Origin of the sequence: Microbacterium sp. CFBP 13617 (assembly GCF_014839445.1) — a bacterium.
GTDB lineage: Bacteria > Actinomycetota > Actinomycetes > Actinomycetales > Microbacteriaceae > Microbacterium.
The window spans coordinates 118,995-130,782 of the sequence record NZ_JACYNW010000004.1; the positions used below are offsets into that span (position 1 = coordinate 118,995).

Consider the following 11,788-nt stretch of genomic DNA (forward strand, 5'->3'; position numbering starts at 1 on the left):
CGTCATCGTCGATCGAGTGCGTCCTCGTGAGGGTCGGTGGGTCTCCTGGCGCGCGCGCCTGTGGAAAGACACCGACGCCCGGACGTCGGAGTCGGCAGTGTGGACGCATGCAGGCGGAATCACCGATCGAACTCGCTCGGCGGTCGCTCTTCTCCAGATCGGAACTACGCGAGCGCGGTGTGTCCGAATCGGAGCTGAGGAAGGCCGGCGACGGCGGCGCGTGGTCACGAATCGAGCCCGGGGTGTACATCGCCCGCGACGAATGGGCAGCAGCGCGGCCAGCCGACCGCCACCGCTTCGCGATCCTCGCCGCCGTCCGCAGGGCGCGCGATGCCGGCGGGGTGGTCTCCCACCTCTCGGCGGCCGTTCTGCACGGTCTGCCGCTCTACCGCTTCCGCGGCGGACCCGTGCACGCGATGGTTCCGCGCTCCGCCCATCCGCCGAGTGGTCGCGCACTGCGCCGGCACACAGGCGCCCTCGACCCCCAGGATGTCGTCGTCGTCGACGGGATCCGCTGCACCTCGCTCGGGCGCGAGCGCGTCGTGAGCGCGCGGGGTCGACGCGGGGTGCGCGAGGCCGCCTGGGTCATCGAGTTCGCCGATGGAAGGGCGGAGTTGCCGGGTGAGAGCGTGAGTCGACTGCAGCTGCACCGGCTCGGTTTCCGCGACATCGACCTGCAGGTGGCGGTGGAGGGCCCGCGGGGGTCCGCGTATTTCGTCGACATCGCGCTGCGTGACGTGCGGACGTTCTGGGAGTTCGACGGTGAGGTGAAGTATCGGGACCCCTCCCTCCGCAGAGGTCGTTCCGTCGAAGACGTCGTCCTGGACGAGAAGCGACGCGAAGACTGGATCCGCGGTGTCACGCAATGGCGATTGTGTCGCGGCGGCTTCGCCGACATCGCCTCGCCGGAGGCGCTCGCCGCCCGCCTGGCGGCGTTCGGGGTGAGGCCGCCGAGATGATCGGCGAGGACGTACTCGCTCGTCGAGGACGCATCGGTTCGGCATCGATCGGATGCGTCCTCGACGAAGCAGTGCGTCCTCGGTGCTCGAGCGTCGCGGGGCGAGCGGGCGGGCCGGCGGGGCGGGGCAGGGCGAGCGAGGCGGGGCGCGGCGGGGCGGGCGGCGGGCGGGCGGATTGGCGAAGGGAGTCGGCGTCGGGTACAGTGGGGGCAAGCCAAAGACCGTCGGTTATCGGAGTGCTCGCATTCTGATCGAAGCGTCTGCTGAGAAGCAGAGAACCTACGCAGGTCACTTGAACTCCTCCCGATCGGGAATCCGAGCTCCGTGCGCCTGCGCCGGAGCTCTTCTTTTTTGCCCAGACCCCGGTGTCTTCGGCCGGCGCCCCGTCATCGCGGAGCGCCTCGTATACACAAGGAGTGGCCATGGCGCAGAAGGATGCATCGGTCGCCGAGCTCACGAAGCATTTCGAGAACTCGACCGCCGTTCTGCTGACCGAGTACCGCGGTCTGACGGTTGCCCAGCTCAAGCAGCTGCGCAACGACATCCGTCAGGACGCGGATTACGCCGTGGTGAAGAACACGCTGACCAAGATCGCCGCGGCAAACGCGGGGGTCACGGGACTGGATGACGAGCTCAAGGGCCCGTCTGCCATCGCGTTCGTGCACGGCGACCCCGTCGCCGTCGCGAAGGGCCTGCGTGCCTTCGCCAAGGCTAACCCTCAGCTCGTGGTGAAGGGCGGCTACTTCGATGGCGCCGCTCTGACCGCGGATGAGGTCAACAAGCTCGCCGATCTCGAAAGCCGTGAAGTCCTGCTGGCGAAGCTCGCCGGTGCGATGAAGGCAACGATGACCAAGGCGGCATACGTCTTCCAGGCGCTTCCGTCGAAGGCCGTTCGCACGGTCGACGCGCTGCGCGAGAAGCAGGACACCGCGGCCTGACCCGGCCCGGCTGATTAACCCGATCAAGGAGATACAATATGGCTAAGCTCAGCACCGAAGAGCTTCTCGCGGCGTTCAAGGAGCTCACGCTCATCGAGCTGTCCGAGTTCGTCAAGGCGTTCGAGGAGACCTTCGACGTCACCGCTGCCGCCCCCGTCGCGGCTGCCGGCCCCGCCGCCGGTGGCGCTGCCCCCGCCGAAGAGGTCGAGGAGAAGGACTCGTTCGACGTCGTTCTCGAGGCCGCCGGCGACAAGAAGATCCAGGTCATCAAGGTCGTCCGCGAGCTCACCTCGCTCGGCCTCGGCGAGGCCAAGGCCGTCGTCGACGGTGCTCCCAAGGCCGTGCTCGAGGGCGCGAACAAGGAGACCGCCGAGAAGGCCAAGGAGGCCCTCGAGGCTGCCGGCGCTTCGGTGACCCTCAAGTAATAACGCTTCNGTCGCGATCGGTCGGAAACACTTCGCGCCGACGGCTTCACCGTTCACACGATGGCAACGAATGAAGCCTGGGAATTCCTGATGAGGTCGTCTACGGTCGAAGAGACCCCCCGTCGATCCCCCCACCCGACGATGACCGTCGGATTCGCAGGAGACCCATGTCCCCCATGCCTTCTCAGCGTCCCTCGGGCCGCACCGCGACCGCGCTGAGCGCGGCGGTGGCCGCCGCCCTTCTGGGTTCCGCCCTGGTTGCCCCGGCTGCTTCGGCGGCCCCGATCGACCCCGCGGCGCCCTCGCTGCCGGTCGTCGAGACGGCTGCCCCCGACGCGTCGGACACCGCCGCCCCCGGCGACGTCAAGCCGCAGCCGGACACCGCAGAGACCGCCTCGCCCGCCCCCACGCCGACGGATCCGACGACGCAAGAGACGGCGGCTGCCGAGCCTCCCGCCGCCGGAGTGGCCGCGGCGGCGGAGGTCACCGCCATCCGCGACATCCAGGGCGAGGGCGACACCACCCCGCGGGACGGGCAGTCCGTCACCACGCGCGGCGTCGTGACCGCCGCGTACCCGACCGGCGGGTACGACGGATTCTTCCTGCAGACCGCGGGCACCGGTGGCGACCTGGGGGCCGATCACACGGCATCCGACGCGATCTTCGTCTACGGCTCCCGCGCGGTGGCCGAGGTGGCGGTCGGCGACCACGTCGAGGTCAGCGGAACCGCGAGCGAGTACAACGGCCTCACCCAGATCGTCTCGGACTCCGACCTCGTCACGGTGCTGACCGACGCGGCCGAGCCCGTCACCCCGGCGACCGTCGCGTGGCCGCGGACCGACGAGGAGCGCGAGCGCCTCGAGGGGATGCTGCTGGCACCCCAGGGCGACTTCACCGTCACGAACACCTACAGTACGGGCCAGTACGCCGAAGTGGGCCTGGCCGCGGGCACCACTCCGCTGCTCGCCCCCACCGAGGTCGCGCGCCCGGGCACCGCCGAGTTCGACGACGTCGTGGCCGACAACGCCGCCCGCGCCGTGGTCCTCGACGACGGAGCGTCGCTGAACTTCCAGCGCTCGGCCACCGATGTGCCGCTGCCGTACCTGTCGCTCACCGACCCGGTGCGCGTCGGCGCTCCGGCGTCGTTCACCCGGCCGGTCGTGCTCGACTTCCGTAACGACGCGTGGAAGTTCCAGCCCACCGGGCAGCTCACCATCGACAACGCCGCCGACGTGCAGCCGGCGACCTTCGAGAACACGCGCACCGCGCGGCCCGCCGACGTCGGCGGCACCGTACAGGTGGCCAGCTTCAACGTTCTGAACTATTTCACCACCACCGCCGAGGACGTCGGCTGCGACTCGGTCTACACCGACCGCGAGGGCAACCCGATCACGGCCAACCGCTGCGCCGAGCCGGGCCCGCGCGGAGCGGCCAACGACGAGAACCTCCAGCGCCAGCAGGCGAAGATCGTCGCCGCCCTGAACGCCCTCGACGCGGAGGTGGTCTCGCTCGAAGAGATCGAGAACTCCGCCGCTCTCGGGAAGGACCGTGACGAGGCGCTCTCGACCCTCGTCGGGGCGCTCAACGCCGACCTGGGCGAGGACGCCTGGGCGTTCGTCGCGTCGCCGACCGCGCTGCCGGCGTCGGAGGACGTCATCCGCACCGCCTTCATCTACAAGCGTGCGGCGGTCGCGCCGGTCGGCGACAGCGTCATCCTCGACGACCCCGCGTTCGCCAACGCGCGACAGCCGCTGGCCCAGGCCTTCGCGGCCGCCGGCGACGACGAAGCGTCGTTCCTCGCGATCGTGAACCACTTCAAGTCGAAGAGCGACAGCGATCCCGCAGCCTCGGGCGACAACGCCGACGGCGACCAGGGCGCCTTCAACGGCGACCGCGTGCGTCAGGCGCAGGCGCTCGTCGACTTCGCCGCCGCGCGCACCGCGGACACCGGCGTCGACGAGGTGTTCCTGCTCGGCGACTTCAACGCGTACACGCAGGAGGACCCGATGCAGGTGCTCCGCGACGCGGGGTACGCCGATCTGGGGTCCACGACCGGCAAGTACACGTACTCGTTCAGCGGTCAGTCCGGCTCGCTCGACCACGTGCTGGCGTCTCGGGCCGCGCAGGAGCTCGTCACGGGCACCGACGTCTGGAACATCAACGCCGGTGAGGCTCTCGCGCTGGAGTACAGCCGGTACAACGCCAATGTGCGCAACTTCTACGACGCGTCCCCCTACCGCTCCAGCGACCACGATCCCGTGGTCGTCGGGCTCGACCTGTCGGGGACGACCGAGCTGAACCTGCTCAACATCAACGACTTCCACGGGCGCATCGACACCAACACCGTGAAGTTCGCCGGCACGATCGAGCAGCTGCGGGCCGAGAAGGGCGAGCAGCGGTCGCTGTTCCTCTCCAACGGTGACAACATCGGCGCGTCGCTGTTCGCCTCGGCCAACGCCGACGACGCGCCCACGATCGACGTGCTCAACGCGCTCGGGCTCGCGGCATCCGCCGTCGGCAACCACGAGTTCGACAAGGGCATCGACGACCTGACCGGCCGGGTCACCGAGCGTTCGGCGTTCGCGTACCTGGGGGCGAACGTCTACCGGGACGGTCGACCGCTGCTGCCCGGCTACGAGATCGTCGAGGTGAACGGACTGCGCGTCGGCGTCGTCGGCGCGGTGACCGAGGAGACGGCGTCGCTCGTCAGCCCCGGAGGGATCGAGGGCCTGGAGTTCCGCGAGCCCGTGGCCGAGGTGAACCGCGTGGTCGCCGAGATCCGCGATCAGGTCGACGTGCTCGTCGCCGAGTTCCACGAGGGCGCGGCCCAGGGCGACGCGGCGGGGACCACCCTCGACGACGCGATCGCCGCGGGCGGGGCGTTCGCCCGCATCGTGACCGGGACCGATGCCGACGTGGATGCCATCTTCACCGGCCACACGCACGAGGAGTACGCGTGGGAGGCCCCGGTTCCCGGCGGTGACGGGACGCGTCCCGTGCTGCAGACCGGCAACTACGGCGAGAACATCGGCCAGGTCGTACTGACGATCGATCGCGAGAGCGGCGACGTCGTCGACCACGAGGCTCGCAACGTTCCGCGCCTGGCGGCCGAGGTCGTCGAGGACGACCCCGAGCAGACCGCCGAGAACAGCGCCGCCCTCGACGCCGACCTCATCGCGACGTACCCGCGGGTGGCCGAGGTGGACGACATCGTCGACCGTGCCCTGGCCGAGGCCGACCTCGTCGGTTCGCGCCCGGTGGGATCGGTCACGGCCGACATCACCACCGCCTTCCTCGGCGGGGCGTACGTCGACGGCGTGTACACGGGCGGCCAGCGCGACGACCGGTCGAAGCAGTCCGCGCTCGGCAATCTCGTCGCCGACGCGCTGCTCGACACGCTCGACGACCCCGCCCGCGGCGGGGCCGACATCACCGTGGTCAACCCGGGCGGCCTGCGCGCCGAACTGCTGCGCGGCGACGACGGCGTGATCACGTTCGCCGAGGCGAACGCGGTGCTGCCGTTCGTGAACAACCTGGGCACCACAACCCTCACCGGCGATCAGCTGCGCCGCCTGCTCGAGCAGCAGTGGGGCGACGAAGCGGGCCGTGCCGCGACGCTGGCGCTGAGCGTGTCCGAGAACCTGCGCTACACCTACGACGCCACTCGGGCGCCGGGGCAGCGCATCTCGGGCCTCTGGGTCGACGATGTCGCGGTGGATCCCGCGGCGTCGTATCGCGTCGGCTCGTTCAGCTTCCTGCTGCAGGGCGGTGACGCGTTCACCGTGTTCGACGAGGGCACGGAGCCGCGCGACTCGGGTCTCATCGACCGCGACGGCTGGATCTCGTACCTGTCGGCCCATCCGGGCCTCGCGCCGGACTTCGGTGCCCGCGCGGTCGAGGTGACGGGTGCGCCGACCGAGGTCGTCCGTGGCGCCGAGACGTCGTTCACGGTCTCGGGGCTCGACCTGACCTCGCTCGGCAGCCCCGCCGCCACCGAGGCCACGGTGACGGTCGGTGCGGGAGAAGCCCAGACGGTGCCCGTCCGCGACGGCGTCGCCCAGGTCACCCTCACGGTGCCCGTGGACGCCCCCGCCGAGGTCGGCATCCGCCTCGTCACGGCCTCGGGCTCGACGGCCACGGTGCCCGTGCGGGTCGTGGACGGTGCCGATGACGCCCCCTCGGGTCCGGGGGACTCCGGCGGCGGCGAGGCCGGCCCGGGCGCTCCCGGATCGCTTCCGCGCACCGGTGCGGACACGGCGTGGATGGGCGGCGGCGTGCTGGCGGCCCTCGCGCTCCTGGGCGTCGGTGTGGTGCTGCGTCGTCGCGGAGTGCGCCGGGCGGACTGAGCCGAAGAAGCACGGGACCCCGGATGCCACGGCATCCGGGGTCCCGTGCTGTCAGGCGGGGCGCGGGGGAGCGGTGGAGGAGCGCACCACCAGGCGGGTCGCCGCCTCGGTGCGTCGCGGGGGCTCGCTGGTGCCCTCGATCATCGACAACAGCATGCGCGTCGCCTCGACGCCCTGGTCGAGCGGGAACTGCTCGACGGTGGTGAGGGCGAACATCTCGGCGTAGTCGTGGCCGTCGATGCCGACGACGCTGAGCTGCGTCGGAACGGAGATGCCCATGCGACGCGCGGCGATGATGACGCCGATGGCGACCTCGTCGCACGCGGCGACGACGCCCGTGGGGCGGGAGGCGGCGTCGGCGAGGAACGAGGCGGCGGCCGCGTACGCGTCGGTGATGGTCAGCGTGGACGGGACGTTGCGGATGCGGACGGCGAGTCCGTGGTCGTTCATGGCCTTGCGGTAGCCGATGGAACGCTCGTCGACGTCTTTCGCGGGGGCATCGCTGGGCGGCGTGCTGCCGACGAACGCGATGTCGGTGTGTCCCAGGGCGATGAGGTGCTGCGTGATGATGCGCGTGATGGCGATGTTGTCGAGGCCGAGGGTGGGAACCCCGGCGAGGGCGTTGCCGATGCTCACGACGGGTTTGCCGATGTTCGCGAGGCGTTCCAGATCGGCGTCGTCGGGTTCGAGGGCGACGGCGATGATGCCGTCGAAGCGCTTTCGGGCGAGGTAGGTGGAGTACAGGCTCTCGCGGTCGTTCGATCCGGGTTCGGCGACGTACAGGGTCACGTCGTACCCGCGGGGGATGAGGGTGCGCTCGACGCCCTCGACGATCGCGCCGAAGTACCAGCGGTTGACCTTCGGCACGATCAGGGCAATGGTGCTCGTGCGGCCGGTCGCCAGACTCACGGCGCTCGTGGAAGGGACGTAGCCGAGCGACTCCGCGGCGTCGGCGACGCGCCGACGCGTGTCGTCGGAGACGTAGCCGCCGCCGGTCAGTGCTCGGCTGGCGGTCGACTTGGACACGCCGGCCAGGCGTGCCACATCGGCGATTCCGCTCATCGTGTGTTCCTCGGGGTCCGATCGACATCGGTGTCGACGTCGAAGAAGAGTATCCGACAACGCGCTTTTGTGGAACCGGTTCCCCGCGGTGCTTCACCCCGGCGCTTCGCGTTTTTCCGCCAGTTATGCGTTCGTGATCTTTCGGCGTTGCGTCTCGTCGGGTTCTCGCTTACGGTGATCTGGAATCGGTTCCTGACAGGTTCCGATGCACCATTTGAACTCGAAGAGGAGAGACCACATGGGTATGTCACAGCGGTATCGCCTGCTGGCGCCCGTCGGGCTGCTGGCGGTCGGTGCGATTGCTCTCGCGGGCTGCGCCGAAGGCGACAGCAGCGGCGGCGGGAGCGGATCCGGGGGCGAGACGACCGTCCGCATCTCCGGCGGCATCACCGGCACCGAGGCCGACGCGCTGAACCAGAGCTTCGACCAGTTCACCGCGGACACGGGCATCAAGGTCGTCTACACCGGCGACAAGAGCTTCGAAGGCAACGTCGTGACCAAGGTCTCGGGTGGCGACGCCCCCGACATCGCGATCGTCCCGCAGCCGGGTCTGCTCAAGACCCTGATCGGCACCGGCGAGGTCCAGAAGGCGTCCGACGCCGTCTCGAGCAACGTCGACGAGTACTGGGGCGAGGACTGGAAGTCCTACGGCACCGAGGACGGCACGTTCTACGCCGCTCCCATGCTCGCCAACCTCAAGGGCTACGTCTGGTACTCGCCGGCGAAGTTCAAGGAGTGGGGCGTCGAGGTTCCCAAGACCTTCGACGAGCTGCTCACGCTCACGCAGACCATCCAGCAGAAGTCGGGCTCCGCACCCTGGTGCGCGGGCTTCGCCTCGGACGCTGCATCGGGCTGGCCCGGAACGGACTGGATCGAGGACATGGTCCTGCGTCAGTCCGGCCCCGACGTGTACGACCAGTGGGTGGCGAACGAGGTCACCTTCACCGACCCGCAGATCAAGGATGCCTTCGACGCCGTCGGCTCGATCCTGCTCAACCCGTCGTACGTCAACGCCGGTTTCGGTGACGTCAAGAGCATCAACTCGACCGCGTTCGCCGACGTCGCCGCCAAGGTGGCCGACGGCAGCTGCGCGATGACCCACCAGGCGTCGTTCCTCTCGGCGAACTTCCTCACGGTCACGAACGCGGCGGGCGAGACCCCCACGATCGCCCCCGACGGCGATGTGTACGCGTTCCTGCTTCCGGGCGTGAAGGAAGGCGAGCTGGCGGTCGAGGGTGGCGGCGAGTTCGTCGCAGCCTTCTCCGACGACGAGAGCGTTCAGAAGGTCGCCGAGTTCATGTCGACCCCCGAGTTCGCGGATGCCCGCGTCAAGCTCGGCGGCGTCATCTCGGCCAACAAGGGCGCCGACCCGTCGCTCGCCTCCAGCGAGTTCCTCACCGAGGCGATGAAGACGCTGCAGGACCCGAACACCACGCTGCGTTTCGACGCGTCCGACCTCATGCCGGCCACCGTCGGTTCGGGTTCGTTCTGGAAGGGCATGGTCAGCTGGATCGACGGCACGCCCACCGACGAGGTGCTCAGCAACATCCAGGCCGGCTACGACAACTAGCCGTTCCTGACGAGACCGATGGGCCGTCCGCGATGCGGGCGGCCCATCCGGTCCCGTCCTTCATCATCGCCCTCTCGCTCGGGCGTCAATCGATGAGCACGAAGGCGTGTTCGGGAGGGAAGTCATGACCGATATCAAAAACGCGGAGAAGGCGCCGGCGGCCTCGCCGGCGGGCCGGACGAAAGCGACACCGTCGCGCGGCTCCGCGCACAACCACCGGACCACGGTCATCGTGGTCTCCGTCGCCCTCATCCTGGCGGTGGCGCTCTTCCTCTTCATGGTGACGCGTCCCGCGGCAGAGACGCGACCCACCACCCTGGGCTTCTCGCTCAACAGCTTCTTCACCTGGCTGGGCGGACTCAACCCGCTCGCGCAGATCCCGCTCGTCCTCCTCGCCTTCGGCGTCGTCGTCGGACTGCTGCTGCTGCTCATCGAGTACGCGCCACGCGCGGGCAAGGGCTACTTCTGGCTCCGCCTGGTGGCGTGCTTCGCCATCCCGGTGATCGCCTTCATGCTGCTGCGTCCGTACCAGAACGCCGTGATCTACGTGCTCGGCATCGCGGTGCTGCTCGGCGCCGTGCTCTTCTACGCGGACTACCGGTCGCGTCAGGGGGCCGGGTACCTGTTCCAGCTCATCCTGTTCGCCGCCCCGGCGTCGATCCTGCTGCTGCTGGGGCTCGTCTACCCCGCTATCACCACGTTCTTCCAGTCGTTCTTCGACAAGACCGGTGACAACTTCGTCGGGTTCGAGAACTACATCTGGACCTTCACGAACCCCGAGGGCTTCTGGTCGGTCATCAACACGCTCATCTGGGTGCTGCTGGCGCCGACCATCGCGACGGCAATCGGACTCGCATACGCGGTCTTCATCGACCGCGCGGCCGGTGAGAAGTACCTCAAGGTCCTCATCTTCATGCCGTTCGCCATCTCGTTCGTCGGTGCCGGCATCATCTGGAAGTTCGTCTACGACTTCCGCCAGGACAACCAGATCGGCATCTTGAACGCCATCGTCACGGCGTTCGGCGGTCAGCCGGTGTCGTGGCTGTCGGCGGCGCCGCTGATCAACACCCTGCTCCTGGTCGTGGTCTTCATCTGGAGCCAGACCGGCCTCGCCATGGTCATCCTCTCGGCGGCCATCAAGGCCGTTCCGACGGAGCAGATGGAAGCGGCAGAGCTCGACGGCGCGAGTGCCTGGGAGCGGTTCATCAACGTCACCGTCCCCGGCATCCGTTCGTCGCTGATCGTGGTGCTGACCACGATCGCCATCGGTGCGCTCAAGATCTACGACATCGTCGCGGTCATGACCGGTGGACGCAACGACTCGACCGTCCTCGCCTTCGAGATGGTCAACCAGCAGCAGCGGTTCCAGAGCTACGGCCACTCCGCGGCGCTGGCCGTGGTGCTGTTCCTCTTCGTGCTGCCGCTGATCATCTTCAACGTGCGCCAGATCCGGAAGCAGAGGGAAGTGCGATGACCATCGGAGTAGATGTCGTCGAGCCGATCGTCGATTCACGTTCGGCCCGCCAGGTCGAGCGCGACACGCGCCGGCACGAGAAGACGGCGCAGAAGCGCCTCACGTCCAAGGGCGCGACGATCGCGGCCGTCGTCATCGCGTTCTTCTGGACGATCCCGACGTTCGGCCTGTTCATCACGTCGTTCCGCCCCGGCTCCGACACGCAGTCGACCGGTTGGTGGACGGTGTTCACCGACCCCAGCTTCACGCTCGAGAACTACCGGCTCGCGCTGACCTCGGGCGGTACCGCCCTGACGCTGGCGTCGTCGTTCCTGAACTCGCTGGCGATCACGATCCCGGTGGTGCTGTTCGCCCTCGCGATCGCGTCGCTCATCGCCTACGCCTTCGCGTGGATCGACTTCAAGGGCCGCAACTTCTTCTTCATCTTCATCTTCGCGTTGCAGATCGTGCCGCTGCAGATGGCTCTCGTGCCGCTGTTGACGCTGTTCTCGCGCGGACTGACGATCAACGAGGTCACGATCTTCCCGGGCTTCGACCTTCGCGGGGTGGAGCACAGCTTCGCCACCGTGTGGATCGCGCACGTGATCTTCGCGATGCCCCTGGCGATCTTCCTGCTGCACAACTTCATCGCCGAGATCCCGGGTGAGGTCATCGAGGCGGCTCGCGTCGACGGCGCCGGACACGGGCAGATCTTCTTCCGCCTGATCCTGCCGCTCGCGGCTCCCGCTCTGGCGTCGTTCGCGGTGCTCGAGTTCATCTGGGTGTGGAACGACCTGCTGGTGGCGACGATCTTCGCGCCATCGTCCTCTCTGCCTCTGACGCAATCGCTGAATTCGCTGTCGGGCACCTGGGGCGACCAGTGGTTCCTGCAGTCGGCGGGAACGTTCATCTCGATCCTCGTTCCGCTGCTGGTGTTCTTCCTGCTGCAGCGCTTCTTCGTGCGCGGCCTGCTGGCGGGTGCGACGAAGGGCTGAGCCCGACTCCGGCGAAGGGGCGCGGCATCCATTCGGGTGT

The 11,788-nt window shown here is 68.7% G+C and carries 8 protein-coding genes; 7 read left to right on the forward strand and 1 reads right to left on the reverse strand.

Going from position 1 to position 11,788, the window contains the following annotated elements:
- Positions 1-242: 242 nt before the first annotated feature.
- From IFU40_RS12495 to IFU40_RS12510, 4 genes are all read left to right on the forward strand, one after another.
- Positions 243-959 (forward strand): hypothetical protein, encoded by a 717-nt coding sequence (locus IFU40_RS12495; protein WP_191926539.1) that lies wholly within the window; start codon positions 243-245, stop codon positions 957-959.
- A gap of 422 nt (positions 960-1,381) precedes the next feature.
- Positions 1,382-1,897, forward strand: a complete 516-nt coding sequence (gene rplJ, locus IFU40_RS12500) for a 50S ribosomal protein L10 (protein ID WP_055838805.1) — start codon at positions 1,382-1,384, stop codon at positions 1,895-1,897.
- 38 nt (positions 1,898-1,935) lie between these two features.
- Positions 1,936-2,322, forward strand: a complete 387-nt coding sequence (gene rplL, locus IFU40_RS12505; RefSeq protein WP_055838803.1) for a 50S ribosomal protein L7/L12 — start codon at positions 1,936-1,938, stop codon at positions 2,320-2,322.
- 176 nt (positions 2,323-2,498) lie between these two features.
- Complete coding sequence (locus tag IFU40_RS12510) at positions 2,499-6,668, forward strand: ExeM/NucH family extracellular endonuclease (protein WP_249404223.1); 4,170 nt, start codon at positions 2,499-2,501, stop codon at positions 6,666-6,668.
- 51 nt (positions 6,669-6,719) lie between these two features.
- On the opposite strand, the gene IFU40_RS12515 is transcribed toward IFU40_RS12510, so the two are convergent.
- Positions 6,720-7,730, reverse strand: coding sequence for a LacI family DNA-binding transcriptional regulator (locus IFU40_RS12515; protein WP_055938591.1), 1,011 nt, complete (start codon positions 7,728-7,730; stop codon positions 6,720-6,722).
- A gap of 238 nt (positions 7,731-7,968) precedes the next feature.
- On the opposite strand from IFU40_RS12515, the gene IFU40_RS12520 reads away from it, so the two are divergent.
- The 3 genes from IFU40_RS12520 to IFU40_RS12530 all read left to right on the forward strand — a co-directional run bounded on the left by IFU40_RS12520 (position 7,969) and on the right by IFU40_RS12530 (position 11,748).
- Positions 7,969-9,300, forward strand: a complete 1,332-nt coding sequence (locus IFU40_RS12520) for an ABC transporter substrate-binding protein (RefSeq protein WP_055938588.1) — start codon at positions 7,969-7,971, stop codon at positions 9,298-9,300.
- A 124-nt stretch (positions 9,301-9,424) separates the two neighbouring features.
- Positions 9,425-10,774, forward strand: coding sequence for a carbohydrate ABC transporter permease (locus tag IFU40_RS12525; RefSeq protein ID WP_082516622.1), 1,350 nt, complete (start codon positions 9,425-9,427; stop codon positions 10,772-10,774).
- Positions 10,771-11,748, forward strand: coding sequence for a carbohydrate ABC transporter permease (locus tag IFU40_RS12530; protein WP_070409421.1), 978 nt, complete (start codon positions 10,771-10,773; stop codon positions 11,746-11,748). Before IFU40_RS12525 ends, IFU40_RS12530 begins: the two co-directional genes overlap by 4 nt.
- The last annotated feature ends 40 nt before the right edge of the window (positions 11,749-11,788 follow it).

Excerpts from the sequence above, each read along its gene's own strand:
- IFU40_RS12515 (WP_055938591.1), bottom strand. The coding sequence starts at position 7,730 with ATGAGCGGAATCGCCGATGTGGCACGCCTGGCCGGCGTGTCCAAGTCG.
- IFU40_RS12530 (WP_070409421.1), top strand. The coding sequence starts at position 10,771 with ATGACCATCGGAGTAGATGTCGTCGAGCCGATCGTCGATTCACGTTCG.
- rplL (WP_055838803.1), top strand. The coding sequence starts at position 1,936 with ATGGCTAAGCTCAGCACCGAAGAGCTTCTCGCGGCGTTCAAGGAGCTC.
- IFU40_RS12510 (WP_249404223.1), top strand. The coding sequence starts at position 2,499 with ATGCCTTCTCAGCGTCCCTCGGGCCGCACCGCGACCGCGCTGAGCGCG.
- IFU40_RS12520 (WP_055938588.1), top strand. The coding sequence starts at position 7,969 with ATGGGTATGTCACAGCGGTATCGCCTGCTGGCGCCCGTCGGGCTGCTG.
- rplJ (WP_055838805.1), top strand. The coding sequence starts at position 1,382 with ATGGCGCAGAAGGATGCATCGGTCGCCGAGCTCACGAAGCATTTCGAG.
- IFU40_RS12525 (WP_082516622.1), top strand. The coding sequence starts at position 9,425 with ATGACCGATATCAAAAACGCGGAGAAGGCGCCGGCGGCCTCGCCGGCG.